This is a genomic window from Streptosporangium minutum, assembly GCF_002149035.1.
GTDB lineage: Bacteria > Actinomycetota > Actinomycetes > Streptosporangiales > Streptosporangiaceae > Streptosporangium > Streptosporangium minutum.
In genome coordinates this window covers 1-25274 of sequence record NZ_NGFP01000136.1, presented here as the reverse complement: position 1 = coordinate 25274, position 25274 = coordinate 1, and the positions used below count along the sequence as shown (strand labels likewise).

22 protein-coding genes are annotated in these 25274 nt (G+C 71.9%); 7 read left to right on the top strand and 15 right to left on the bottom strand.

Annotated features, from left to right (window positions below):
• Together CA984_RS26400 and CA984_RS26395 are read left to right on the top strand one after the other, a co-directional pair.
• Positions 1-1233 (top strand): WXG100 family type VII secretion target (locus CA984_RS26400; RefSeq protein ID WP_086576240.1); only part of this gene is annotated, 1233 nt, incomplete at its 5' end.
• 43 nt (positions 1234-1276) lie between these two features.
• A complete protein-coding gene (locus CA984_RS26395) occupies positions 1277-1918 on the top strand; it encodes an MBL fold metallo-hydrolase (RefSeq protein WP_086576239.1) in 642 nt (213 codons plus the stop codon).
• Between the two features lie 97 nt (positions 1919-2015).
• On the opposite strand, the gene mnmA is transcribed toward CA984_RS26395, so the two are convergent.
• Positions 2016-3086: a tRNA 2-thiouridine(34) synthase MnmA gene (gene mnmA / locus CA984_RS26390; protein WP_086576238.1), complete on the bottom strand. Its 1071-nt coding sequence runs from the start codon at positions 3084-3086 to the stop codon at positions 2016-2018.
• Positions 3087-3145: 59 nt separating this feature from the next.
• Here mnmA and CA984_RS26385 point away from each other — a divergent pair, with 59 nt between their 5' ends.
• Positions 3146-4192 (top strand): DUF695 domain-containing protein, encoded by a 1047-nt coding sequence (locus CA984_RS26385; protein ID WP_086576237.1) that lies wholly within the window; start codon positions 3146-3148, stop codon positions 4190-4192.
• On the opposite strand, the gene CA984_RS26380 is transcribed toward CA984_RS26385, so the two are convergent.
• On the bottom strand, positions 4189-5352 hold the full coding sequence (locus CA984_RS26380; protein WP_086576236.1) for a cysteine desulfurase family protein: 1164 nt from the start codon (positions 5350-5352) through the stop codon (positions 4189-4191). The two genes, CA984_RS26385 and CA984_RS26380, sit on opposite strands and share 4 nt — an antisense overlap.
• A gap of 110 nt (positions 5353-5462) precedes the next feature.
• Here CA984_RS26380 and CA984_RS26375 point away from each other — a divergent pair, with 110 nt between their 5' ends.
• On the top strand, positions 5463-5969 hold the full coding sequence (locus CA984_RS26375; protein WP_086576235.1) for a TetR/AcrR family transcriptional regulator: 507 nt from the start codon (positions 5463-5465) through the stop codon (positions 5967-5969).
• Positions 5970-6077: 108 nt separating this feature from the next.
• A complete protein-coding gene (locus CA984_RS26370) occupies positions 6078-7268 on the top strand; it encodes an MFS transporter (RefSeq protein ID WP_086576234.1) in 1191 nt (396 codons plus the stop codon).
• A 193-nt stretch (positions 7269-7461) separates the two neighbouring features.
• Here the strand turns inward: CA984_RS26370 and CA984_RS26365 are convergent, their stop codons facing one another.
• The 11 genes from CA984_RS26365 to CA984_RS26315 all read right to left on the bottom strand — a co-directional run bounded on the left by CA984_RS26365 (position 7462) and on the right by CA984_RS26315 (position 20817).
• Complete coding sequence (locus tag CA984_RS26365; RefSeq protein ID WP_031160451.1) at positions 7462-8415, bottom strand: electron transfer flavoprotein subunit alpha/FixB family protein; 954 nt, start codon at positions 8413-8415, stop codon at positions 7462-7464.
• A gap of 18 nt (positions 8416-8433) precedes the next feature.
• Positions 8434-9213 carry an electron transfer flavoprotein subunit beta/FixA family protein gene (locus tag CA984_RS26360; RefSeq protein WP_086576233.1) on the bottom strand — a complete coding sequence of 260 codons (780 nt, stop codon included), beginning with the start codon at positions 9211-9213 and terminating at the stop codon, positions 8434-8436.
• A 327-nt stretch (positions 9214-9540) separates the two neighbouring features.
• The gene (locus CA984_RS26355) at positions 9541-10875 is read right to left on the bottom strand and encodes a serine/threonine-protein kinase (protein WP_086576232.1); all 1335 of its coding nucleotides are present in this window, start codon (positions 10873-10875) and stop codon (positions 9541-9543) included.
• A 58-nt stretch (positions 10876-10933) separates the two neighbouring features.
• Positions 10934-12898 carry a serine/threonine-protein kinase gene (locus CA984_RS48830; protein ID WP_086576231.1) on the bottom strand — a complete coding sequence of 655 codons (1965 nt, stop codon included), beginning with the start codon at positions 12896-12898 and terminating at the stop codon, positions 10934-10936.
• Positions 12895-15057: a serine/threonine-protein kinase gene (locus CA984_RS26345; protein ID WP_165781414.1), complete on the bottom strand. Its 2163-nt coding sequence runs from the start codon at positions 15055-15057 to the stop codon at positions 12895-12897. The genes CA984_RS48830 and CA984_RS26345 overlap by 4 nt, the downstream gene beginning before the upstream one ends.
• 131 nt (positions 15058-15188) lie before the next feature.
• Positions 15189-15710 (bottom strand): YbaK/EbsC family protein, encoded by a 522-nt coding sequence (locus CA984_RS26340; protein ID WP_086576229.1) that lies wholly within the window; start codon positions 15708-15710, stop codon positions 15189-15191.
• A 53-nt stretch (positions 15711-15763) separates the two neighbouring features.
• Positions 15764-17326 carry a flavin monoamine oxidase family protein gene (locus tag CA984_RS26335; protein WP_086576228.1) on the bottom strand — a complete coding sequence of 521 codons (1563 nt, stop codon included), beginning with the start codon at positions 17324-17326 and terminating at the stop codon, positions 15764-15766.
• A gap of 5 nt (positions 17327-17331) precedes the next feature.
• Entirely contained in the window at positions 17332-18174 is an 843-nt protein-coding gene (locus CA984_RS26330; RefSeq protein ID WP_086576227.1) for a M55 family metallopeptidase, read from the bottom strand.
• Positions 18171-19394, bottom strand: coding sequence for a DUF6395 domain-containing protein (locus CA984_RS26325; protein ID WP_086576226.1), 1224 nt, complete (start codon positions 19392-19394; stop codon positions 18171-18173). The genes CA984_RS26330 and CA984_RS26325 overlap by 4 nt, the downstream gene beginning before the upstream one ends.
• Complete coding sequence (locus tag CA984_RS26320) at positions 19391-19852, bottom strand: hypothetical protein (RefSeq protein ID WP_242676177.1); 462 nt, start codon at positions 19850-19852, stop codon at positions 19391-19393. The genes CA984_RS26325 and CA984_RS26320 overlap by 4 nt, the downstream gene beginning before the upstream one ends.
• 191 nt (positions 19853-20043) lie before the next feature.
• Positions 20044-20817: an enoyl-CoA hydratase/isomerase family protein gene (locus CA984_RS26315; RefSeq protein ID WP_086576224.1), complete on the bottom strand. Its 774-nt coding sequence runs from the start codon at positions 20815-20817 to the stop codon at positions 20044-20046.
• 324 nt (positions 20818-21141) lie between these two features.
• Here CA984_RS26315 and rsgA point away from each other — a divergent pair, with 324 nt between their 5' ends.
• Entirely contained in the window at positions 21142-22224 is a 1083-nt protein-coding gene (gene rsgA / locus CA984_RS26310) for a ribosome small subunit-dependent GTPase A (RefSeq protein ID WP_086576223.1), read from the top strand.
• Positions 22225-22409: 185 nt separating this feature from the next.
• Positions 22410-22922, top strand: a complete 513-nt coding sequence (locus CA984_RS26305) for a GNAT family N-acetyltransferase (protein ID WP_086576241.1) — start codon at positions 22410-22412, stop codon at positions 22920-22922.
• Between the two features lie 190 nt (positions 22923-23112).
• On the opposite strand, the gene CA984_RS26300 is transcribed toward CA984_RS26305, so the two are convergent.
• Positions 23113-24219 (bottom strand): glycosyltransferase family 4 protein, encoded by a 1107-nt coding sequence (locus CA984_RS26300; RefSeq protein ID WP_086576222.1) that lies wholly within the window; start codon positions 24217-24219, stop codon positions 23113-23115.
• 245 nt (positions 24220-24464) lie between these two features.
• Positions 24465-25274: amylo-alpha-1,6-glucosidase (locus tag CA984_RS26295; RefSeq protein ID WP_278249065.1), on the bottom strand; the 810-nt coding region annotated here is incomplete at its 5' end.

The following is a 25274-nucleotide window of genomic DNA, read 5'->3' as shown; positions in this document are numbered from 1 at the left end:
ATGAGCGACGACCGCGGATCGCTGACCGACAGGGGCGGCGACAGGGAGCCGCTCACCCCCCTCGTCCCGGGCAGTTCGGAACTGCTCACCATCGCCATGAAGGTCAACGGCGCGAAAGAGTCGATCACCACGATCGCCAACCGGTGGCGGACCACGGCGGGCGACCTGAACGACCACGCCATCGAGCTCACCCGCGCGGTCAACACGGTGGACCACTCCTGGCAGGGCGACTCGGCCGACGCCTTCGACGACTACATGCGCAAGTACGGCAAGGCCGGCCACGCACTGCGTGGCGCTCTCACCAACTGCGCGGGCGCGCTCGACACCGCCGCCGACGCGCTCGACACCGCCGAGACCAAGGTGAAGACCCTCACCGAGAACCTCGTCACCCAGTGGAACACCTACCGCGCCAACAACAGCAAGAACGCCGACGGCTCCACCAGGACGGAGGCGGAGCTCGCGGCGGGGATCAAACCGACGGTCGACGCGGCCGTCTCCGACGCCCGCCTCCACCTCGACAACGCCGACAAGGCCGTCACCAAAGCCGCGGGCGACCTGAAGAAATACATGGACGAGCGGTCGATCCACTTCTCCGACATCCCCGCGGTCGGCGACGAGAGGTTCATGGCGCCCGACCGCATCCTCCACTGGCAGAAGACCCCGCTGGCCGGCCCGGGACAGACGACCCTCGCCGGCACGAACGGCGGCTCCGGTGGAAGCGGGTCGGGAGGAAGCGGGTCAGGAGGAAGCGGCTCCGGGGGAGACGTGTCCGGCGTGATCGGCTCCGGCGGAACCTCGTCGGGCGGGACCATCCCCCAGCCGAAGGAGAAGGTCGTAGAGTGGATCAAGGAGGCGCTCACGATCATCAGATCGGGGAAGATCGACGCCTTCCTGGCCCGGAAAGGACTCCTGGAGAAGGTCAAGGACCTGGATCCCAACGACCCGAAGGACATCGAGCGGATCTGGACGATCATCTTCCACGAGTCCGGCGGCAACCCCAACGCGCAGAACAACTGGGACGTCAACGCGAGGAACGGCGTCCCGTCCCAGGGCCTGATGCAGACGATCCCGCCCACGTTCGCCGCCTGGAGCCCCGAGGGCCACAAGGTGATCAAGGACCCTGTCGACAACATCATCGCCGGAGTCCTGTACACCTACGGCCGCTACCACTCCCTCGCCGGGCACCCCGGCATCGCATCCATGGAGCGCGGCGGCGGCTACAAGCCCTACTGAGGCCGGGCGGCTTCGGCCGCCCCGCTCCCGTTAGGCTGAGCCGATGAAGCTCACGAAGTTCGGCCACGCGTGCGTTCGCCTGGAGAAAGGCGATTCGGTCCTGGTGATCGACCCGGGCTCCTTCAGCGAGGAGTCCGCGCTGGACGGGGCGCAGACCGTCCTCATCACCCACGAGCACTTCGACCACGTGGAGGCCGACCGGCTGCGCCGGGCCGCCGAGGCCAACCCCTCACTGGAGATCTGGACCAACGAGGGCGTGGCCGCCACGCTGACCGACGTCCCGGCGAAGATCCAGGTCGTACGGCACGGCGACGCCTTCGACACGGCGGGCTTCGGGGTGAAGGTCGTCGGCGAGTGGCACGCCCCCAACCATCCGGACATGCCGACCGTGCGCAACGTCGGTTTCCTGGTGGAGGAGGAGGTCTTCTACCCGGGTGACGCCTTCACCCCGCCCGGCGTCGAGGTCCCCACACTCCTGGTGCCGACCAACGCGCCGTGGATGAGGGCGTCGGAGATGGTGGAATACCTGCGCCAGGTCCGCCCGGCCAGGGCCTTCTCCACCCACGACGGCCTGCTCAACGACCTCGGCCTCGGCATCGTCGACTCATGGCTGGGCCTGGAGTCGGACAGGCAGAAGGCCGAGATGCGCCGCCTGAAGCCGGGCGAGTCGGTCACCCTGCCCTGACGCCGGTCACACCTCCTGCCGTCGGTCCCACCCCCGGCGCCAGTCCCGGCGCCGGTCATGGTCATGCCTTCTGGCGCCGGTCACGCCCCGGCGTCGGTCACGCCGCCGTGGCGATCGTGGCCGATCCGATCACGGTGTCGCCCAGGTAGAGCACGGCCGCCTGGCCGGCGGCGACCCCGGTGGCGGGGGTGTCCAGCGCGATGTGGACCTCGTCGCCGGAGAGCTGGACGCGGCAGCCGTACACCTCGCCGTGGGCGCGGAGCTGGACGGTGCAGGACAGCGGCTCGTGCGGCACGTCCGCCGGGCCGTTCCAGACCGGCCGGGTGGCCACGATGCCGGTGATCTCCAGGGCCGAGCGGGGTCCGACGGTGACCGTGTTGGAGACGGGCTCGATGGACAGCACGTAGCGCGGGCGGCCGTCGGGGGCCGGGCGGTCGATGTGCAGCCCCTTGCGCTGGCCGACGGTGAAGCCGTACGCGCCCTCGTGCCTGCCGACGACCGCGCCGGCCTCGTCCACGATCGGGCCCTGCGCCGCGCCGAGGCGGTCGGCAAGGAAGCCGCGGGTGTCGCCGTCGGCGATGAAGCAGATGTCGTGGCTGTCGGGCTTGTCGGCCACCATGAGCCCGCGCCGCGCGGCCTCCTCGCGGACCTGCGCCTTGGTGGAGTCGCCCAGCGGGAAGATCGCGTGCTTGAGCTGCTCCCTGGTGAGCACGCCGAGCACGTAGGACTGGTCCTTGCCCTCGTCGGGACTGCGGCTCAGCACGCCGTCGGCGATCCGCGCGTGGTGCCCGGTGGCCACCGCGTCGAAGCCCAGCGCGAGGGCCCGGTCGAGGACCGCCTCGAACTTGATCTTCTCGTTGCAGCGCAGGCAGGGGTTGGGCGTGCGGCCCGCGGCGTACTCGCTGACGAAGTCCTCGACCACGTCTCGGTGGAACCGCTCGGCCATGTCCCAGATGTAGAAGGGGATGCCGATCACGTCGGCGGCCCTGCGGGCGTCCCGCGAGTCCTCGATCGTGCAGCACCCGCGAGCGCCGGTCCGGTACGACTGAGGGTTGGCCGAGAGCGCCAGATGCACGCCGGTGACGTCATGGCCTGCCTCGGCGATACGGGCGGCCGCCACGGCGGAGTCGACGCCGCCGGACATGGCGGCAAGCACGCGAAGTCTCATAACACCCTGAGCGTACCCGCGTTGGCGTGCGCCGCGTCGTACTGGGAGAATCCGGGGTCATGCGACTGTTCGGGCGCAAGGACGAATTCACCGCCGAGCCGGCTGACGGCATCGGCGAATTCTGGACGTGGTGGACCGAGGCGAGGCCGGAGCTCGACGCGATGGTCGCCGCGGGCGAGGCCGACCGGCTGGCCGAGTGGATCGGGCCGGCGGTTCAGGTCGTCCACCCTTCCCTGGTGTGGGAGATCGCCCCCGGGCTCGGCTCCGACCAGGCACTCGTGGTCACCTCCGCCGGGGATCCGGAGCTGCGCCCCACCGCGCACCGCTGGGCGGCCGCCGCGCCCGCCGCCGACGCCCTGTGGGAGTTCCATCCGTCCCGGCGGGCCAACCCGCACGCCATGGAGCTCACCCTCGACGTGGGCGGCTACGAGTTCGCGCTCGACAAGCTCATGCTCGGCCTGCGCGCGCCCCTGGGCAACCCCCGCGTCGACGTGGTCGCCTACCACCCGATCTTCACCATCCTGGACGACGACACCAGGATCGAGGCCACCCTGCTCGCCCTCGACTGGCTGCTCGGCGAGGACGACGTGGCCCGCTGGGTCGGCGACATCTCCGCGGCCGGGTTCGAGCCGATCGACGCGGTGCCCGCCGTACACCTGCCCAGCGTGGTCGCCGACCTGGCCTCCGGCTACCGGGACGAGCAGTGGGCGCTGCTGGAGGGCGAGACCGCCACCGGAGCCCGCCTGATCGCCACCGCCCGCTACCCGCTCCGGCCGGTCGACCATCCCCTGTTCGACCAGCACATCGCGATCACCCTGCCCTACCTGCACGGCGACGCGGACGGGCTGCCCGTCGGGCGGTCCCTGGAGGCGCTGCGCGACTTCGAGGAGCGCCTCGCCGGGCGGATCAGCAGGCTGAACGGCAGCGCCGTGTTCGCCGCGCACATGAGCGCGGAGGGCCAGCGGGTGCTGCACGTCTACGCCGACCCCGTGGGCGACGCGGCCATCCACGCCAAGGAGCTGATCGTGAGCTGGGAGGAGGGCCGGCCCCGGGTCGACGTGGTCGGCGACCCGGGCTGGAGCGCGATCTCGCCTTTCCTGACCTAGCTGAGGCCCGCGCGGCGGGCGCGCTCGACGACCAGGCCGAGGACGGCGATCAACCGGTCCACGTCGGCCTCGGTCGAGGTGTGGCCGAGGGAGAAGCGGAGCGAACCCCGCGCCCGGACCGCGTCGGCGCCCATGGCGAGCAGGACGTGGGAGGGCTGGGCCACCCCGGCCGAGCACGCCGAGCCGGTGGAGCACTCCACGCCCTTGGCGTCCAGGAGCATGAGCAGCGCGTCGCCCTCGCAGCCGGGGAAGGAGAAGTGCGCGTTGCCGGGGAGCCGGTTGACCGGGTCGCCGTTGAGGATCACATCGGGCACGGCGTGGCGGACCCTGCGGATCAGGTCGTCACGGAGACCGATCAGCCGCGCCGACGTCTCGGCCTGGCGGGCCACCGCGGTCTTCACCGCCGCGGCGAACCCGGCGACCGACGGGGCGTCGAGGGTGCCCGAACGCACGTCGCGCTCCTGGCCGCCGCCGTGCAGGACCGGCACCGGGTCCACGCCCCGGGCGAGCAGCAGCGCGCCGACCCCCATCGGGCCGCCGACCTTGTGACCGGAGAGCGTCAGCGCGTCGACTCCGGAGCCGGTGAACACCACGGGGAGCTGGCCCACGGCCTGGACCGCGTCGGTGTGGAAGGGGATGCCGTGATCGTGGGCGATCCCGGCGAGCACCCGGACCGGCTGGACGGTGCCGACCTCGTTGTTGGCCCACATCACGCTGACCAGGGCGACGCTCTCCGGATCGCGCTCGATGGCGGCGCGGAGGGTCTGCGGGTGCACCCTGCCGTACTCGTCCACGTCGAGCAGCTCGACGGTCGCGCCCTGGCGGTCGCCCAGCCAGCCCGCGGGATCCAGCGCGCCGTGGTGCTCCACCGCGCTGATCAGGATCCGGCTCGCGCCGCCGGCGCGGCGGGCCCAGTAGAGGCCCTTGATCGCCAGGTTGTCGGCCTCGGTGCCGCCGGAGGTGAAGACCACCTCGCTGGGCCGGGCGCCGAGCGCGTACGCGATCGTCTCGCGCGACTCCTCCACGACCCGGCGGGTGCGCCGGCCGGCCGCGTGCAGCGACGACGCGTTACCGACCCGACCGAGTTGGGCTGTCATCGCCTCGATCGCCTCGGGAAGCATCGGCGTGGTCGCCGCGTGATCGAGATAAGCGGACTCCACGGCCGCACTCCCCTCCCCATCGCACTTTTGCCTTCCAAGCGTATCCGTGCTCTCGGGAGGCGCCATCACGGGTTTGACCACTAAACCGTCCAGACGGTACAGTAATTTCCATGAGACGGGAAGAGCTGTTGGACGCGGCAGAGGATCTGCTCTGCGACCAGGGCTCTCAGGCGCTCACCCTGGCAGCCGTCGCCGAGCGCGCCGGATGCAGCAAAGGCGGCCTGCTCTACCACTTCTCCTCCAAAGAAGCCCTGATCAAGGGCATGGTCGAGCGGCTGATCGAAGATTTCGACCAGCTCATCGCCGCCCAGGGCCAGGACACCTACACCAAGAACTATCTGGCCGCCACGTTCGCCGCCGTGCAGAGCGGCACACTCCGACGCTGGGCGGTGGTGACGGGCGCCTCCGGCAGCCTCTACCTGCTCGCCCCGCTGCGCGTGGCGATGGCCCGGTGGCACCGTGAGGGACTCGGCTCCGAGGCCGACCCCGCGGCCGCGCAGATCGTGCGTCTCGCCTGCGAGGGACTGTGGGACGTGGCCACCCATGATCCCGATCTCTACGACGACGACCACTACGCCGAGCTGAAACGGCGTCTGCTGGATCTGCTGCCCGCGTAGCCGGGATCACTCTCCGTACATATTGGTGGTCGCTTCCGTTCAACGGAAGCGACCGGTTTATGTGTGCCCGATTTTCGGCACCCGAAACATCATTGAAGGGATTGCGTCATGACCCGCGACCTGAGGACCGCTCGAACCGGGGCAGTTCTCACATTCGTGCTTGCCGGCCTCATGTGTGGATCGATGACCGTGCGTATTCCCGCGCTGTCCGACAAACTCGGCCTGTCCGAGGGGTCGATCGGCGTCACCCTCCTCGTGTGGGGGCTGGGAGCGCTGGTCACCATGCAGTCGATGCGCGGGGTGATGACGCGCTTCGGCAGCCGGAGCATCCTGCGGGTCGGCGCTCCCCTCTGCGCGGCCACCCTCGCGCTGCTGGCGTTCGCCCCGACGTTCCCGTTGCTGCTGGTCGCCGCCGGGCTCTTCGGCATGGCGTTCGGCGCGGTGGACATCGCGATGAACGCGCAGGGCTCGGCGGTCGAGCGCGCCTACGGCCGCCCGCTGATGAACGGCATGCACGCCGGCTGGTGCGTGGGCGCGATCTCCGCCGGCCTGCTCGGCACCGCGGCCATCGCGGCGGGACTGTCGTTCACGGCCCACCTGGCCCTGATCGCCCTGCTCGCGCTGCCCCTGCTGGTCTTCATCAGCCGCACCTACCTGCCGGACCCCGCCGTCGCCACCGGCGGCGAGGCGCGAGCCCGCCACCGGATGCCCCCGGTGGTCTACCTCCTCGGCGTGATCGCGTTCTGCGCGTTCATGGTCGAGGGCACGGTCGCCGACTGGAACGGGCTCTACCTGCGCAACGTCCTCGGCGCCCCCGAGGCGCTGGCCGCGCTGGGATACCCGATCTTCGAGGCGGGCATGCTGCTCGGCCGGCTCACCGGCGACCGCGTCCGGGCCCGCTTCGGCGCGCGCGGCATGATCATCGCTTCCGGGCTGGCCACCGCCGCCACCTTCACCGTGGTCATCACGGCCTCGACGTCCCTGGTCGCCCTCTCCGCCATGTTCTTCGTGGGCATCGCGGTGGCGACGGTCTCGCCGATGGCCATGTCCCTGGCGGGCGGCGCGGTCGACAACCCGGGCCCGGCCATCGCCCAGACCGGCGCGATGGGCTACGCGGGGCTGCTGCTCGGTCCGGTGATCATCGGTTTCCTCTCGGACGTGGCCACGCTCGGGACCGCACTCGGCATCGCCGTGGTGCTCGGCGTCGTGATCGCCCTGGTTGCCCGGTTCCTGCCCCGCGGCCTCAGCGACTCCGCCCCGGCCGAGACCCCCGAGCGCGAGTTCTCGATGGCCGCCTGATCCGCCCGGCGGCACTCGGGGCGGTGCGGAGAACGGCGCCGCACACGATGTGTCCCGATGGCCGCCCGGCGGCATACGGAACGGCGCCGCACATGATGTGTCCCGATGGCCGCCCGCCCCACCCGGCGGCACTCGGGACGGCAAGAAGAACGGCGCCGCACACGATGTGTGCGGCGCCGTTCTCGCTGTGCGGTTACTTGCGCTTGACGACCTCGTCGGTCAGCTGCGGGACGACCTGGTGCAGGTCTCCCACGACACCGAAGTCGGCGAGCTCGAAGATCGGCGCCTCCGGGTCCTTGTTGATCGCGATGATCGTCTTGGCGGTCTGCATGCCGGCCCGGTGCTGGATGGCGCCGGAGATGCCCGCAGCGATGTAGAGCTGCGGCGAGACGGTCTTGCCGGTCTGGCCGACCTGGAACTGGTGCGGGTACCAGCCGGCGTCGGTGGCGGCGCGGGAGGCGCCGACGGCGGCGCCGAGCGAGTCCGCCAGCTTCTCGATGATCGAGAAGTTCTCCGCGGAGCCCACGCCGCGGCCACCGGAGACCACGATGGCGGCCTCGGTGAGCTCGGGACGGGCGCCCTTCTCCTCCTTGACGCGGTCGACGACCCTGGCGCCCTTGGCGGCGGCGGAGACGGTCACGGAGACCTGCTCCTCGGCACCGGCGCCCGCGGCCGCCTCGACCGGCGTCGAGTTGGGGCGGACCGCGACGATCGGGGTGCCCTTGGTCACGCGCGACTGGACGTTGACACCGCCACCGAAGATCGACTGGTCGGCCACCAGGCCGTCCTGGAGGCCCACGACGTCGGTGAGCACACCTGAGTCGATCTTGATGGCCAGCCGGCCGGCGATCTCCTTCGCCTCGGCCGTCGCGGCGACGAGCACCGCGGCAGGGGACTTCTCGGAGACGAGCTGGGCCAGCAGCTCCGCCTTGGGGGCGACGACGTAGTCGCTGATGTCGGCGGAGTCGGCCAGGTAGATCTTCTCCGCGCCGTACTCGGCCAGCCTGGCCTTGGCGTCGGGGGAGTATCCGGGGCCCGCCCACACCGCCGACGGCGTGCCCAGCTTCCGGGCGAGCGTCAGCAGCTCCAGCGTGACCTTCTTGACCTGACCTTCGACGTGCTCGACCAGAACGAGAATCTCAGACATATCAGCTAACCCCCGCTCTCAGACGAACTTCTTCGACGCGAGGAAGTCGGCGGTCTTCACGCCGCCGTCGCCCTCGTCCTTGACGATCGTGCCGGCCGCGCGCGGCGGGGCGGCGGCGAAGTCGGCGACCTCGCTCCAGGAGTTGGCGAGGCCGACCTGGGAGGCGTCGATCTCGGCGTCGGCGACGCCGAGCTTCTCGACCGGCTTCTTCTTCGCGGCCATGATGCCCTTGAAGGACGGGTAGCGCGGCTCGTTGATCTTCTCGACCACGGAGACGACGGCGGGCAGCGAGGCCTCGACCCTGTCGTATCCGTAGTCGGTGACGCGCTCGATCGTGATGGACTTGCTGTTCACCTCGACCTTCTTGGCGAAGGTGAGCTGCGGCACGTCCAGACGCTCGGCCAGCATCGCGGCGAGCACGCCGGTGCGGGCGTCGGTCGACTCGGAGCCGAGCACGACCAGATCGAAGCCGATCTTCCTGAGCGTCTGCGCCAGGGCGTAGGAGGTGCCCAGCGCGTCCGAGCCGTGCAGCGCGTCGTCCACCAGGTGGACCGCCTTGTCGGCGCCCATCGCCAGGGCCTTGCGGATGGTGTCGCTGGCCTTGTCGGGGCCCATGGTGAGGACGGTCACCTCACCGCCGTGGGCCTCCTTCAGGAGCAGCGCCTCTTCGACCGCGTATTCACACAGTTCGTTGATGACGCCGTCGGCGGCGTCACGGTCGAGCGTCTTGTCATCGGACCTCAGCTTGCGCTCGGTCGCCGTGTCGGGGACCTGCTTCACGCAGACGACGATGTTCATGGCCGGTGGCCGACCTCCCGTATTCGCGTGCGCCACCGCGTCGTTGCGGTTGGCGCCGGATGCTCGGTACGCGCACGCGGGGCACGTGCGCGTGATGCCAAGACTGCCAGGTGCCCGAGGGCGGTGTGACAGCGGGTGGCCCGGTCGGGATGTGCCCGCCCTGGCCCTCCGACATCATGTTACCCATCGGTAGCTTAGGTGCAAACCACCAGGTTGCACAGCTCACACCGGACAACCGTCCGCCCGCCCGATCGGTCACTCCTCCACCATACCGAACTATGTTCCAGAATTTGCGCAGGATCCCGGGCCTCCGGAGCTCCGGAGGTCTCAGCTGGCCATCAGGATCGCGACCAGGACGAAGACGACGGTGCCCAGGGCCAGCGCGAGGGTGAGCGTGCTGAAGAACGTGCCGAGGGCGGCCCACAGCGCGATGGCGCCGGCGGCGCCGGCCAGATCGACGACCATGCGCGCGCGGTCCCGGCGGCCGAACAGGGCGATCCCCCCGTCAACGAGCATCACCAGGCCGTAGGAGGTGAGAAGGAGCAGCGACACCTCGGGGAGCGGCTCCCTGGCCGTCGCCGCCGCCAGGGACACGAGCAGGCCGGTGCCGACGATCCAGCGGCGGTGCAGGACCGTCCGGCGGCGCTCGCGGGCCTCCTCCGCCGAGAGCCTGCCGGGCGGCGGGCGGCGTCCCGGACGCCACTGCCGGGTGGTGAGCTCCTGCACACCGCCCCCCGCCGCCCCCGCATCGCGCAGGACCGCGTCCCGCAGGTCGGTGGCGTCCTGGCCCCGGACGGCTCCCCGGCCGCCGGTGGCCGCGGTGGTGAAGGTGGAGGGGCGCGCCCTCGGGATCGCCGCGTGGACGGCCGGGCCGGCGGCGCCCAGGCGGTCCAGGAGCTCGGCGGCGGACGGCCGGGCGGCCGGATCCCGCCGCAGACACTCCTGGAGCAGCGGCTCCAGCCAGCCGGGCACGCCCTCCAGGTCGGGGGCGTGGTGGACCACACGGTAACCGACCGCCGAGGGCGGGCCCGTGCCGTACGGATGCCGCCCGGTGGCCGCGTAGGCGAGCGTGGCGCCGAGGGAGAACAGGTCGGCCTCCGCGCCCGAGCCCGCGCCCTCCAGCACCTCGGGCGCCAGGTAGCCGGGGGTGCCGAGGACCGCGCCGGACACGGTGACCGAGGCGGAGTCGAGCGCGCAGGCGATGCCGAAGTCGATCACGACCGGCTCGCCGTCGGTCAGTATCACGTTGGCGGGCTTCAGGTCGCGGTGGACGACCCCGGCGGCGTGGACGGCTGCCAGGGCCTCGGCCAGGCCGCGCGCCAGCCGTACGAGATCGTCGCCCTCGACCGGCCCGTCACCGGCGACCACCGCGCTGAGCGGGCGGCCCTGCACGTAACGGGTGACCAGGTAGGGGCGGGCGCCCTCCAGCGAGGCGTCCAGGACCTCGGCGACGTACGGCCCCTGGACCCGCCGCATGGTCTCCACCTCGCGGGCCAGCCGGGCGAGGGCGGTGCGGTCGGCCGCGACGTGCGGGTGCAGGATCTTGACGGCCACCGTGCGCCCCTCGGGATCCAGCGCGAGATGGACCTCTCCGAAACCTCCCGCACCGAGCGTCGACAACAGGTGGTACGGGCCCAGGCGCTCACCGTCCGGCGCTCCCATGCGACTCCCTCCGGCGTGTCCCCTTCATCGTGCACCAGAGGGGCCGATCGCGCACGGATCACTTTCCGAAGGTGAGGAACCCCAGGCCCAGACTCCTCATCAGATCCTTGACCAGACCGCCGATGAGGTCGAGCACGCCCATCTTGCCCTTCTCCACCTGGGTCTGCCACTCCAACTTCACCGCCTTCACCACATCGCTGGGCTGGTCCCACGGCGCGAACGACGGGGCCATCCCCAGCGCTGCCATCACCGAGAAGAACGCCAGCGTGCCCAGGACGATGGTGGTCACCATGGCCGCCCCGGGGCTGCGGATCACGCCGGTCAGCGCGCGGGAGACGGCCTTGCGCGGCTTGCCTCCGCCGGGCAGCACGAACAGCCCGGCCACGAACGCGCCCGCCGCGTAGGCGGCGGCCGGATCGGTCTTCATCTGCCCGATGTAGACCAGCACGCCCCACACGCACATGCCGAACATCGCGGCCAGCGGGGCCGTGACCACCGTCGCGAGCACCGCCTTGATCAACGCCCAGGGGGTGCCGAGCACAGCGAGCAGCGGGTCGGTGGCGCTGTTGCCCCGGACCGAGCGGCGCTCGGCGAGGTCCCCGAAGAGATACTCGCCGACCCGCAGGCAGAGCACCGTGACCAGAGCGAACGCGCTCACCATGACCGGCAGCACGCAGGCCAGCGCGACGAGGATCGTCAGCAGCAGCACCGCGGCCAGCGGGTGGCCGGTGCGGTAGCGCGGGCGGTCCTGCGGCGGGGTGTGCGGCCGGGGCTGGACAGCCGGCGGGGCGTACGGCTGCGCCTGGCCGGTCGGCGGCGGCGCCGGGTAGCCGGCGACCCGCTGGTCGGCGTAGGGCGGCGGGGCCGACCTCGGCCGCTGCTCCGGGGACGGCGCCGGCACGTAGGGCGGCGGGGTCGCCGGGACGTACGGGGGCGGAGCCACCCCCGACGCGCGGGTCGGCTCGCCGCGCGGCCTGCGCTCGCGCCGCTCCGGCTTGGCGTACTCCACCGGCGTCAGCAGGTCGGAGTAGCTCCCGTCCTGCGGCAGCGCCCGGGTGCCGTTCGGCGAGGGCTGCGTGGTGGAGGACGGAGGCTGGGTCTGGCCGTCCAGGACCCGGGTGCCGTCGGAGTTGAGCACCTTCGTGCCGTCCGGGTTGATCACCCTGGTACCGCCGTCGATGACGGCGGTGGTGGGCGGCGTCTCCTCGAAGACCGTCACCGAGGGGTCGAGGGCACGCGCCATCCGGTGGAGCGCCTGTGCGCTCGGCCGGACGGAGGGGTCCACCGCCAGGGCCTGGCGGAGCCAGCCGCGCAGCCAGACCGGGGCCAGGTCGATGTTGGCCCGGCCCTCCATGATGTTGAAGCAGACGATCTCGAAGCTGCCCGTGCCGAACGGCGGCTTGCCGGTCGCCCCGAAGAAGACCGTCGAGGCCAGCGCGTGCACGTCGGCCGCCTGGGTGATCTCGGTGTCCCGGATGATCTCCGGGGCGAGGTAGCCGGGCGTGCCGACGAACATGCCGGTCTGGGTCAGCCGGGTGGCGTTGACCAGGTGCGCGATGCCGAAGTCGATGACCAGCGGCTCGCCGTTGACGATCATCACGTTGGACGGCTTGAAGTCGCGGTGGATGACGTCGGCGGCGTGGATCGCCACGAGCGCCGCGCACATGCCCTGGGCGAGCCTGACCACCTCGGCGGGCGCGAGCGGCCCGTCGGCGAGGACGGTCTCCTCCAGCGTGCGGCCCGGGGCGAAGCGGGTCACGATGTAGGGCTGCCTGCCGGTCAGCTCGGCGTCGAGGACCTCCGCGACCTGCGGGCTGCGCACCCGCCGCATGGTCTCCACCTCGCGGGTGAGCCGGTCGCGGGCCTTGAGGTCGGCGGCGACGTGCGGGTGCAGGACCTTGACGGCCACCTCCCGCCCGTCCTCGTCGAGCCCCAGGTGGACGACCCCCATGCCGCCTTCGCCGATCTTTCTGAGCAGACGGTACGGTCCCAGTCGCTCAGGCGCCTGCGTGTCCCCCGTCATCGCGCCGCCTTTCGTAGATCCGTCAGTTCCGTCACCACCGTCCCGACATCGACCGGCGCCCACCGCGCCTGTCGTGCCCCGTCCCCCACGGTGCCGATCGCGATAAGAATCATGAGGGCGGCCAACGCGCCGAGCATCGAGGCCACGATCATGGCCGCGCTGCGCGAAGGCAGCATTGATGCCAGGGTACGTCGCATCTGGCGTCCGGGGCCCTCCACCCCGGGTCCCGCGCAGACCGTCCACAGCGCGACCGCCGTGCCCCAGCTCAGCGCGTTGGCCGGGGACATCTTCACGGCGACCACGGTGAGCAGCAGCGTCACCGGCAGGCCGAGGATCAGCGCGTACGGCACCAGCGCGACAGTGATGCCCACCGATTTCAGGAGAGCGGCCGGCTGGCCGAACACCCGGAAGACGTCGGCGGCGGCCTCACCCGCCGCACGGCGGGTGTTGAGCCTGGGCTGGGCGATGTCGGCGGCCCGGAGCAGGATCGCGGCCGGGATCACCACGGCGGCGACGACGACCGGCGCGAGGACCGCCGCGACCGCCACGACGATCATGATCAGCCCGCTCGCCACGCCGTACGCCTTGGAACGCTGCAACATGTGGCCCGGCCGCTGCCCGGGGTGCGGCGACACGGGCGCCTGGGGCTGCCCCGGGTAGGAATAGGGCGGCTGCGCGGGCTGCCGGACGTGCGGCGTCTGCTCGAACGAGGCCTGCTGCGGCGGGTACGGCTGCGGGACATGACCCGGCTGCGCGGGGCGGCCCGGCTGCGGAGTGTGGACGCGGACGTATTCCGCCAGGTCCTGGGGACGGACCCGCTGGGTCGGGATGTCGCCGTCGGCCACGGGCGCCGTGGCCGCCAGCAGGCCGGCGTCGGCCCCGGGCCGGTCGGCCCCGGGCTGGCCGCCGGCAGGGAAACGGTTCCTGGTGGGGATGTCCTCGGGGCTGAGCATGCCGGTGGGCAGGTCGTAGGAGGCCTGCTGGGCCGCCGCCGCCTGACGCAGCTCCTCGGCCGTCACCCGGCGGGTGGGTGACGGGTCGGGCGGCTGCTCGCCCAGCAGCGAGACGTATTCGCGCGGCTGCGCCGCCGGGGCCGGGGGCCACGGTGTGGACTGCGGGGAGAGGCCCGGACGGGAGGCCACCGGGGTCGGCACGTCGCCGGGGTCGCCCGCGCGGCCCGGCACGCCGGGTCCCGTGGAGAAGCCCTGGACACCCGGCCTGGAGGGCGAGCCGTCACCGCCGGGGAACCCCTGACCGCCCGGACCGGCCGGGACGCCGGGGAAGCCCCGGCCCCCCGGCCCGCCGTGGCCGGAGTCGTCGAAGTGCGAGACCGTGGTGATCTCGTCGGGCACCCTGGACCGGCCCGCCCCGGGCAGCAGGCGCTCCACCTGCGCGGCCAGCTCGGTGGCCCTGGGCCGCCTGGCCGGGTCACGCTGGAGCGCGGCCCGCAGCACCGGCTGGAGCGGCGCCGGGACGGCGTCCACGTCCGCCTTGCCCGCGGTGATGTTGTAGAAGATCATCTCCAGCGTGCCCTTGCCGAAGGGCGGCTGGCCGGTGGCCGCGAAGACCAGCGTGCCCGCCCAGGCGTGCACGTCCACCTCGGGACCCGCCTCGTGACCCTCGATGATCTCGGGGGCGAGGTAGCCGGGCGTGCCGATGAACATGCCGGTCTGGGTGAGCCTGGTGGCGTCCACGGCCTGCGCGATGCCGAAGTCGATGAGGACGGGCTGGCCGTCCAGGATGAGGACGTTGCCCGGCTTGAGGTCGCGGTGGATGACGCCGACGGAGTGCACGGCGGCCAGCGCCGAGGCCACCCCGTGCGCGACCTTGAGCAGCGCGGGCAGCCCCATCGGGCCGTCCTGCTTGATGAGCTCGTCCAGCGGCCGGCCGGGGACGTATCGGGTCACGATGTAGGGCCGGTGGCCGGTCACGTCGGCGTCGAGGACCTCGGCGATGTGTTCGCTGCGCACCCGCCGCATGGTCTCCACCTCCCGCGAGAGCCGGCGACGCGCGACGTCGTCGCCCGCCACCTCCGCTCGCAGGACCTTCACCGCCACCTGGCGCCCCTGAGGGTCGACGGCGAGGTGAACCACGCCCATGCCGCCCTCACCGAGCCGCCGGAGCAGTCGGTAGGGGCCCAGTCGGTCGTCCTGATTCATGGCATGAAGAACCATACCGGCTTAAACACCGCCCATGAGATGAACCATCAGGCCATATTCTCCGTTTGAACAACGTCTGCCAGGCTCCAACGGTTTCCCAAACCCCGGTAACACTCAATCTCTTTTCGGCGTCAGTTCGCCAGGCGGAGCACCTCCGCGGTTTTCAGGTCCGCGAGCACCCGGCCCGGGAGCGCCAGCTTGGAGTGCCGGACGCCACTGCCGATCACGACGCCCGGATGGGCTGCCACGGCCTCGTCCACCAGCACCGGCCATTCCTCGGGCAGCCCCAGCGGGGTGATCCCGCCGTACTCCATCCCGGTCAGGCCGACCGCGTCGTCCTGCGGCGCGAACGAGATCTTCCGCGCGTCCAGATGACGCCGGACCACCCCGTTGACGTCGGCCCTCGTCGTGGCGAGCACCATGCACGCCGCGTAGCGGACCTCCCCGCCCCGCTTGGCCGCCACGATCACGCAGTTCGCCGACTCCGCCAGGCCCACGCCGTACCGCTCGCAGAACGCCGCCGTGTCCGCCAGCGTCGGATCGATCTCCGCCACCTCGACGCCGTCGAGCCCCGCGACCGCCCGCGCCACCGGCTCCGCGAGCAGGTCCAGCCGCTCGGCGGCCCGCACCCAGTCCAATGTCCCGATCGCCATCGCCGTCTCCTCCGTATCACTCGCCCCTGAGACTTTACGGCCGCGCGGCGGGCTCAGGACGTCGTCTGCAGAACCCGCCTGTGCAGCTCGGTGACGGCCTTCCTGGCCGACTCCATGGCCCCGGCCTGCCAGGCGATCAGATGGGTGAGCCAGTCGCCCGCGAAGTACACCCGGCCGGCCGGGCGCTGCAGGAGGGTGAAGGCGCCCTGGTGGGAGGGCCAGTAGACCCAGGCGCCCTCGATGTGCGGCTGGCGGTGCCAGGCGATCGAGACGCTGGAACGGAGCTCGGCGCGGTATTTGTCGCCGTGGATCTTCTTGCCCTGGGTGAGCGCGCGGCTCCGGCGGTCCCGGTGCGGCAGCCCGCCGTACAGCTCGGCGTTCGCCTCGGTGTTGTAGTAGCCGACGACCAGGCCGCTCCTGGAGTGGTAGCCGTGGGAGGGGTACCAGATGTGGGTGATGTCCAGGTCGGTCTCGGTGATCCCGCCGTAGATGCGGTCGTCGATCTCCCACCAGCGCCTGCCGTACTCCAGGCCGATCTTGCCCGCGGCGACCGGGACGGGGGTGCGGAGCGCGGCGGTGATCGGGGCGCCCAGGTTGTGCGGGAGGCGGGCGAGCAGGTGGGGCGGCAGGGTGGCGATGCAGTAGTCGGCGCGGAGCGTGCCGCCCTGGTAGGCGACCTCGACGCCGTCGGGCAGGTTCTTCACACCGGTGACCCGGGCGCCCGTTCTGATCCGGTCGCGGCCGACCGCCCCGGCGAGCGCGGTCACGATCGCGTCCATGCCCCCCACCGGCTGGAACATCGGCATGGCCTGCTCGTAGCCGAAGTCCATCGTGAGCGCCCGGCCCGTGCCGGCCGAGAGCACGTCGCTCAGGGAGGGCGGCGAGCCGGCGGGGACGCCGCCGGTGACGCCGGGGTAGGTCTCGAAGCCGCGGCGGGTGGAACCCCCGTAGGTCAGGTCGGGGCCGAGGTCGCCGAAGCGGCGCAGGAACTCCGCCAGCCGGTCGCGGTCGTCCTTGGTCAGCCGGCGGTTCAGCGCGCCGGCGTGGGTGGCCTTGGCCAGCAGCTCGGCGACGTAGCCGTAGAGGTCCGCCCGTACCGTGCGCGCCCGCGCCGGAGCTTTCATGCCCCCCGTGTAGACGTAGGCCGACGCGTTGTTGTTGACGAACGTCTCGATGGGCACGCCCAGCTCGCGGCAGTAGTCCATGGCGACCATCCACTGCGCAATCCGGCCCGGCCCGGCGTTGAAGTAGGTCCCCTCCTCGAACTCCGCCGTCTGGGTCTCCCCGCCCGTCTCGGGCAGCCGGTCCCCGCGGCGCAGCGTGAGGTTCCTGCCCCCCACCCGGTCGGCGGCCTCCAGGACCGTGCAGTCGTATCCGGCCTTGCCCAGCTCGTAGGCGCAGGTCAGCCCGGCGACCCCGGCCCCGAGGATCACCACCTTCGCCGCACCCCGGCCGCGCAGGGAGAAATCGGAGGGCTGCGGGGGGACGAAGTCCTTCTCCTGGGCGTCGGGGGCCAGGCCCAGCGCCCCCATGGCCGCGAACATGGCTCCGGCGCCGCCTGCCGCGCCCACGCCGACCAGCAGCGCCCTGCGCGTCATCACTTTGGAGTCGCTCATGCGCGTCAGCCGTACCCGCCGCTGCCGCAGGCGATCTGGCCGCCGACCATGGAGAAGATGCCCATCAGCGCCATGATCTGGGAGAAGTCGTCGGTGACGAACTCGGTGTGACGGGGGCCCGCCGACCTGACTCCGGGGATGAGCGCGCATCCGGCGGCGATCGCGGTGGAGTTCCACTCGACGCCGAGGGTGAACGGGGGCTCGGGGGCGCACGGGCGGAAGTCCGCGACCCGGTTGAGCGCGCGGGCGGCGGCCTCCCGGATGCGGGCCTGGGCGACGGCGGGCGGCAGGAGCTCGGCGGCGAACCTGTCGACCCCCTTCTTGACCGCGACCGTCTCGACGTCGCCGAGCAGCTCGCGGGCCTCCTCGCAGACGGCCTCGTCCCCGGTCACCAGGGCCACCGGCACGCCGAGCGACCCGGCGAACGACGCCACCAGACGGGTCTCGCCGCAGACCTCGCCGTTGAGGTAGACGTTCTGGATCTCCTTGCCCATCCAGGTGTGGTTGAGGACCCCGTGCTGGACCCCGGCCCGCGCGTGGTAGCCGGCGAAGCAGGCCGCCCGGTAGCTCCGGTCGAGTCCCTGCCCCATCCGCAGCGGCTTGCCCGGCCCCCGGATCAGCGTGGCCCGCTCGTCGAGCAGGTCGATCCTGAGGTTCTTGACCGACCCGTGCGCGTCGTTGACGCGCACGGCCTCGGCTCCGGCGTCGAAGGCGCCCTGGATGACCGCGTTGGCGTCACCGGTCATCAGCTCGCAGCCGCGTTCGTACCCCCGGCCCCCGGCGTGCATCTCCTCGGGGTCGGTCAGCCCCGTCACGCCTTCCATGTCCACCGAGACATATACCTTCACGACATCCCCCAGGTCTCGACGCGGCGTGCCTCGTCGTCGCTCATGAACCCGACCTCTCCCGCGACGAAGTCACGGACCTGTTCGCGCCACGGCTCGGGGATCTCCTCGATCGCGGGCGGGTAGCAGCGTTCCAACCACGCCGTCGACTCCTCGGTCGCGCCCAGGAAGCCCGCGGCCCTGCCGAAAAGCGTGTCCTCGATGCCGGGCACCCGCGCGCAGCCGTACTCGATCATCTCCTGCCCGCCGTACGGCGGGGGCTCCTGCCACTTGCGCGCGACCGGACGGCCCGGCGCGACCGTGGTGCGCAGCGGGCGGCGTTCGACGGCGGCCTGGATGAGCTCCTTGTAGAGGCACTTGCCGCAGGTGCCGCAGGGGCCGTTCACCCCGCGCAGGCACCAGCGGACCTGCTCGCGCAGGTCCGACTCCAGGGCCAGGCGCATGGTGACGGCCTCGCTCACCCCGCCGACCGGGAGCACGATGTGCAGTCCCGCCGCGGCGAAGGCCCGGCCCCAGGCGCCGTGCGGGGACCACATCGGGTTGTCGGGGGTGTAGCGGAGCAGGTAGCGGTCCCCGCCCAGCCAGCGCGAACCCAGCTCGTAGCCGAAGGCCAGGCCGCCCAGGTCGAGCTCGTCGGCCAGCAGCAGCGCCCCGGCCGCCACCGCGTGGTGCTCGGGGTAGCCGGGCCGGGGCTCGGCGAGCGTGAACTCCAGATCGGAGCGGACGACGGTGAGCTCGCGGCCGGTCTCCGCGGCCAGCGAGGCCAGCACGTCGGCCCGGTAGTGGGTCCAGCGGTTGGGCACGCGCGGGTGGGAGACCCGCTGGAAGTGGACGAACGGCGCGTCGGGCAGCATCGCGGCCACCGCCGCGGAGTCGGCGCCGCCGCTGTAGGAGATCGCCAGCCTGCCGCCGGACCGCGGCGCCCCTCCGACGGGGCCCGCCTCGATCCCCCAGCCCGACCGGATCGCATCGGCGAACTCCGTCGAGACCGGCCGGTCGAAGACGATCGCGCGCCGCGTCCACGGCGCGACGACGGTCCACGCGGCGAGGGCCAGCAGGTCGGGGTGGATGTCGTACGGCGCGCGCGGCAGCTCGACCCGGAAGGAGTTCGTGGCCAGCCGCAGAGGCTGGCCGTCGGCGCAGAACCCGGTGATCTCGTCCTCGGGGTCCAGCCGGAAGGTGAGACGCCAGACGCCGCCGTCCGCCGCCCAGGCGACCCTCACGCGGACCCCCCGGAGGAGCGCTCCGGACTCGGGGCGGGCGTATCTCCCGGCAGGCGGTCCACGGGCTGACCGGAGGAGCGGGCCGGGTCAGGAGGGGACAGGCGATCCACAGGCTGACTGGCGGAGCGGTCCGGGTCAGGAGGGGGCAGGCGGTCCACGGCCTGCCAGAGCAGCACCTCGTTCTGGAGCACCCCGTCCATCGCGACCGCGGTCTCCTGGGCCAGGCGGTGGGCGTCGTCCCAGCGCCTGGCCTGGGCCTGGTCCACGCCGGCCTTGGCCACCCGCGCCCGGAGCCCGTCGATCTCGGCCCGCAGCGCGGTGACCTCCCGGCCCAGCGTCTGGACCTCCCGGAGCGTGTCCTTGATGTCCTGGCGGTGATCGGCCAGGGAGACGTATCGGGAGTCGAACCACCCGCGCACCGCCCGCCGGAGCGGGGCGGGCATCAGAGCACGCTTCACCAACCGAACCATAGTCCGGCACGATACCGGCAAAGCTTGATCTACCAGGACGGCCCCACCGGCTTCCGGCTCCCCCGATTCAGGCCGACGCGGCTGTCACCGCGTCTCCGGCCCAGGCCGGTGCCGGTGCCGGTGCCGCCGAATCGCGGCCCCGGACCGGCGCCGGTGTCACCCGCCTTCCGAGACCCGCGTCAGCGGCCGGTGAACTTCGCCCGGGACTTCTCCGCGAAGGCGCGCATGCCGGTCTTGGCGTCCTCGGTGGCGAACAGGGCCGAGAACTGCAGGCGCTCGATCTCCAGGCCGCTGTTCAGGTCCACCTCCAGGCCGCGGTCGACGGCCTGCTTGGCGGCGCGCAGCGCCAGGGCCGGGCCGCCGGCGAACGTGGCGGCGTAGGCGAGCGCCTCGGTGTAGACGTCGGCGTCGGGGACGACCCGGTCGACCAGCCCGATCTGCAGCGCCTCGGCGGCCGGCACGTGACGGCCGGTGAAGATGAGGTCCTTGGCCCTGGCGGGGCCGACCAGCCGGGGCAGGCGCTGAGTGCCGCCCGCCCCGGGGATGATGCCGAGCAGGATCTCCGGCTGGCCGAGCCTGGCCGACTCGCCCGCGATGCGGATGTCGGCGCACAGGGCGAGCTCGCAGCCGCCGCCCAGGGCGTAGCCGGTCACAGCGGCGACGACCGGCTTGCCGATCTCCGCGACGGCCGTGAAGCAGTCCTGCAGTACCGCGGAGTGCGCCGCCATGTCCGCATAGGACATGTCGGCCATCTCCTTGATGTCGGCGCCGGCGGCGAAGACCCGCTCCCCGCCGTAGAGGACCACGGCGTGGACGCCGGGGTCGGCGTCCACCTGCCGGGCGCAGGCCGCGATCTCCTCCTGCACCTGCCGGTTGAGCGCGTTCATCTTCGGCCGGTCCAGCCTGATCGTCGCGATCCCCTCGGCCGTCTCCACCCGTACGAACTCACCCATGGCCGTCCCTCCGCCGAAAATGCCGTCACCCCAACATAGGGTGCCTGGACGCGCAGTCCTTGATTCTCCGGCTCAGGAACCCGTGACAGGCATCCTGCCGGGAGTGCTACTCTGCTGATCGTTTGGTGTTGGATTTCCGGATGAGAGGGAGGTGAGGTTTGATGACCGCGGTGAAGACCGCTGCCGTGTGCAGCGCCCGGACATTCCTCACGTCCCGGGCCCCGGTCTGACCCACTTCTTCCCCTCGCTGTGAGCCATCCGGTTTAGGACGGCGGGGGTGATGTCTGCGTCTCGTCGGGGCCCCTTCCCGCAAGGTGTCTCACGTTGCCAAACCTCTTCACGGATCCATCCGACCTCGGCCTGACCCGGTACGGATGGACGGAAACACTCGACAACGCCTTCGCCGAACACCGCGAGGCCGGCCTGGTACCGGCCCGGATCGCACGGGTGGATCGCGGCCTGTGTGACGCGGTCACCGAGTCCGGCCCGGTGCGGGCCGCCCTCACGGCGCTGTACTCCCCCGACCCGCTCCTGGCGCCCTGCACCGGCGACTGGGCCGCGCTGCGCTGGGGCCGCGCGCCGGAACTGGTGGCCCTGCTGCCGCGTCGTAGCGCAATCGTGCGCTCGTCGGCGTCACGCACCTCCCACGGGCAGGTGCTGGCCGCCAACGTCGACACCGTCGTCCTCGCCGTCTCACTGGCCACCGCGCTGGACGCGGCCCGGCTGGAGCGGCTGCTGGCCCTGGCGTGGGAAAGCGGCGCCAGGCCGCTGATCGTCTTGACCAAGGCGGATCTGGCCGCCGACGCCGACGCCGTGCACGCCGAAGCGAGCGAGCTGGCGCCAGGTGTGGACATCCTGGTCACCAGCGTGGCCACCGGCCAGAACATCGATGTGCTGACCGCGTCGCTGAGCGGAACCACGGTGCTGCTTGGCCCCTCGGGCGCGGGCAAGTCCAGCCTCGGCAACGCGCTGCTCGGCGACGAGCTTCTGGCCATCGGCGAGGTGCGGTCGCGGGACGGCAAGGGCCGCCACACCACCGTCCGCCGCGAACTGGTTCCCCTTCCCGGTGGCGGTGTCCTCATCGACACGCCCGGCCTGCGCGGGATCAGCCTCTATGACGCCGCCGACGGCCTGGAACAGGTCTTCGCCGAGATCGAACGCCTCGCCCGGGACTGCCGCTTCGGCGACTGCTCCCACAACACCGAACCGGGTTGCGCGGTTCAGGCCGCCATCCAGGCGGGCGAGCTGACCGAACGCCGCCTCAACAGCTACCGCAAGCTGCAACGTGAGAACGCGTGGGCGGCCTCGCGCACCGACGCCCGGCTGCGCGGCGAGCGCACCAACCAGCAGAAGGCCATCACCAGCCATCTGCGCGCCACCTACAAGTTCAGGGACCAGCAGTCATGACCGACCGCATCCCACCGGCGCCGCAGACCCACCCGCCGGCCGAGTGCGACCGGGTGCCGGGACGCGCGGAGCGGTCGCTGCCCCCGCAAGAGATCACCATGCGCCGCGAGCACGGCGCTGACCACCAGTACACCGGCTACGTCCTGCGCCCTCAGGCAAGCACAGAAACGGACTCGAACACCCTCATGACCACTTCCTGGATCACCCGCCCCGAGACCACCGCCGACCTCGCCCAGATCCGCGAGGTCAACCTCGCGGCCTTCCCCACCCCGCACGAGGCCGACCTGGTCGAGGCCCTGCGCGCCGACCAGCAGGCGTGGATCCCCGGCCTGTCCTGGGTCACCGAGGCGCCCGACGGCTCCATCGCCGGGTTCGCGCTGCTCACCCGCTGCCACGTCGACGGCTCTCCGGCCCTCACTCTGGGCCCGTGCGCCGTGCAGCCCGAGCACCAGCGGCGCGGCGCCGGTGCGGCCGCCATCCGCGCCGCCCTCGACGCCGCCCGTGAGCAGGGCGAGAACCTCGTGCTCGTGCTCGGCCACGCCGAGTACTACCCCCGCTTCGGCTTCACCCCGGCCTCCGGCCATTCCATCCGGCCGCCCTTCGACGTCGAGGACAAGTACATGATGGCGCTCGTCTTCGACCCCTCCCTGCCCGTGCCGTCCGGCACCATCCGCTACCCGGCGGCGTTCGGAGTCTGACCCAGGACCTCCGGGGAGGAGACCACGGCCGTCCCCGGGCCACAGCCGCCGGGCAGACGGTCCTGATGCCGCACGTACCCGGACGGCCCTGAGGTGGGCGGCCTGCCGGCGATGGAGACCCGATCGCCGGCAGGCCGCCCGAAGTCGCCCCAGGAGATCGATCACCCGTCCAGGCTTCAGTGACGGGCCATCAGTTGGCGGGCAGTGCCAGGCTCATGCTGCCCTCGGTGGGGTCGGCGAGACCGCTGATCACCCGGCGGTAGATCTTCTCGTACTCCTCGGTCATCACCTCGGCGTCGAAACGGCGCCGGACATGCGCCCGGCAGGCATGCGGGTCGAGCGTGCCGGCCGCCTCGACGGCCTCGGGCAGCTCCCCCGCATGGCTCCGGACGAACCCGGTGACCCCGTCCACGACCACCTCGGGCACGGCCCCCCGGTTGAGGGCGACCACGGGGGTGCCGCACGCCATGGCCTCGATCATGACCATGCCGAACGGCTCCTCCCAGGTGATCGGGAAGACCAGGCAGCGGGCCGCCGACAGCAGCTCGCGCTTGCGGGAGGCGTCGGCCTCGCCGACGTACTCGGCGTCGGGGCCGAGACGGGGCCTGACGTGCTCCTCGAAGTAGTCGTGCTCCATCTGCTCGGTGAGCTTGCCCGCGAGCAGGATCCGCCGCCCCGCCGCCCGGGCGGCGTCGACGGCCAGATGGGCGCCCTTGTCCTCGTTGAACCTGCCCAGCCACAGCACCCAGTCCTCCTTGTCCTCCCGAAAGGGGAAGGAGTCCGTCTCGACGGCGTTGTAGACCACTCCGGCCCAGTTCAGGTCCGGGGCGATCCGCCGCTGGGCCTCGGAGATGCCGACCATCGACACGGTGTCGTAGAGCACCCGGTAGTACTCGCCGAGCTCGCCGTCCACCTCCCCGTGGCAGGTGACAAGGGTCGGCACGCTGCGCGAGGCCGCGGTCAGCGGCCCGGCCAGCGAGTGGTCGTGGACGATGTCGGCGTCGAGGCCGGAGACGATGTCGTGCGCCAGGGCCGCGTGCAGCACCTCGGGCATCGACTCGCCGATCCGCGCGGAGGGCGCCGGGACGTAGGTGGGCAGGAACCGCGCGGACGTCCCGGCCCTGCCCGCCCCGATGAGGGTGACGTCGTGCCCGCGCCGGGACAGGCCGGCGACGAGCTCGGCCATCATCGACTCGATGCCTCCGTACCCGTGGGGCGGTACGTCGTACCAGGGGGGAGCGATCATCACGATGCGCATCCCGTCGCGCCATCCGGAAACGCCTGCTTCAGCAATCATGTCAACCTCACCTACGGCCGTGCGGCCTGCCGGGAACGTCCGAGCTAACCGATCAAGGGGGCAGGGGATGCGACGGCCGGGAGAGGCCGTGGTGTCAGGAGACCCGGAGGTCCGGAGACCCGGGGCTCAAGGAGACGTGGGCTTGAAGAGACGCGGACTTCTTGAAGAGACGCGGGGCTCAAGGAGACCCGGGACTCAAGGAGACCCGGAGCTCAAAAAGACGTGGACTTCAGGAGACGTGGACTTCAGGAGACCTGGTGGAGGGCCGCCCTCATGGGATGACGTGGTTCGGAGTGCACGGTGATCCCCCTGGGCACCCCGGTGACGGAGACGTCGCCGTCGGCGACCTCAAGGTCGATCCGGGCCCCGGCGAGCGGGACCCCGGTGATCCGCAGGTTGTCCAGCCCGACGGGGGCCACCCAGATCTGGCCGCGCGGGACGCACGGGTCGAAGCGGAGCAGGGAGCGGACGAGCTGGACGGGGGTCGCGGCGGCCCAGGCCTGCGGGGAGCAGGAGGTGGGATAGGGCACCGGCCAGGCGAACTCGTCCCGGCCGAACCCGCAGAACAGCTCCGGCAGCCGCCAGCCGAAGGCCTCGGCCGCCTCCAGCACGCCGAACGCGATCCGCCGCGCCTCCTCCGTGAAGCCGTAGCGCATCAGACCGGCGGCGATGATGGCGTTGTCGTGCGGCCAGACCGAGCCGTTGTGGTAGCTCATCGGGTTGTAGGCGCCCATGCCGGAGGCGAGGGTGCGCACGCCGTACCCGGTGAACATCTCCGGCGAGAGCAGGTGCGCGGCGACGGCGTCCGCCTTGTCCTCGTCGACGATGCCGGTCCACAGGCAGTGCCCCATGTTGGAGGCGAGGCTGTCGATGGGACGTCCCCCGGCGTCGAGGCCGATGGCGTAGTAGCCCCGGTCGGGCAGCCAGAAGCGCTCGTTGAACGCCTCCCGGATCCGCGTCGCCTGGCCGGTCCAGTGCGCCTCCAGCCGCTGGTCGCCGGCCTCGTGGGCGAAGTGGGCGCGCGCGTTGTAGGCGGCGTAGACGTACCCCTGGAC

What these genes read in the sequence shown, in the direction of transcription:
- CA984_RS26395 (WP_086576239.1), top strand. Translation starts at nt 1,277, where the DNA reads ATGAAGCTCACGAAGTTCGGCCACGCGTGCGTTCGCCTGGAGAAAGGC.
- mnmA (WP_086576238.1), bottom strand. Translation starts at nt 3,086, where the DNA reads ATGAGACTTCGCGTGCTTGCCGCCATGTCCGGCGGCGTCGACTCCGCC.
- CA984_RS26385 (WP_086576237.1), top strand. Translation starts at nt 3,146, where the DNA reads ATGCGACTGTTCGGGCGCAAGGACGAATTCACCGCCGAGCCGGCTGAC.
- CA984_RS26375 (WP_086576235.1), top strand. Translation starts at nt 5,463, where the DNA reads ATGAGACGGGAAGAGCTGTTGGACGCGGCAGAGGATCTGCTCTGCGAC.
- CA984_RS26370 (WP_086576234.1), top strand. Translation starts at nt 6,078, where the DNA reads ATGACCCGCGACCTGAGGACCGCTCGAACCGGGGCAGTTCTCACATTC.
- CA984_RS26365 (WP_031160451.1), bottom strand. Translation starts at nt 8,415, where the DNA reads ATGTCTGAGATTCTCGTTCTGGTCGAGCACGTCGAAGGTCAGGTCAAG.
- CA984_RS26360 (WP_086576233.1), bottom strand. Translation starts at nt 9,213, where the DNA reads ATGAACATCGTCGTCTGCGTGAAGCAGGTCCCCGACACGGCGACCGAG.
- CA984_RS26355 (WP_086576232.1), bottom strand. Translation starts at nt 10,875, where the DNA reads ATGGGAGCGCCGGACGGTGAGCGCCTGGGCCCGTACCACCTGTTGTCG.
- CA984_RS48830 (WP_086576231.1), bottom strand. Translation starts at nt 12,898, where the DNA reads ATGACGGGGGACACGCAGGCGCCTGAGCGACTGGGACCGTACCGTCTG.
- CA984_RS26345 (WP_165781414.1), bottom strand. Translation starts at nt 15,057, where the DNA reads ATGAATCAGGACGACCGACTGGGCCCCTACCGACTGCTCCGGCGGCTC.
- CA984_RS26340 (WP_086576229.1), bottom strand. Translation starts at nt 15,710, where the DNA reads ATGGCGATCGGGACATTGGACTGGGTGCGGGCCGCCGAGCGGCTGGAC.
- CA984_RS26335 (WP_086576228.1), bottom strand. Translation starts at nt 17,326, where the DNA reads ATGAGCGACTCCAAAGTGATGACGCGCAGGGCGCTGCTGGTCGGCGTG.
- CA984_RS26315 (WP_086576224.1), bottom strand. Translation starts at nt 20,817, where the DNA reads ATGGGTGAGTTCGTACGGGTGGAGACGGCCGAGGGGATCGCGACGATC.
- CA984_RS26305 (WP_086576241.1), top strand. Translation starts at nt 22,410, where the DNA reads ATGACCACTTCCTGGATCACCCGCCCCGAGACCACCGCCGACCTCGCC.
- CA984_RS26300 (WP_086576222.1), bottom strand. Translation starts at nt 24,219, where the DNA reads ATGATTGCTGAAGCAGGCGTTTCCGGATGGCGCGACGGGATGCGCATC.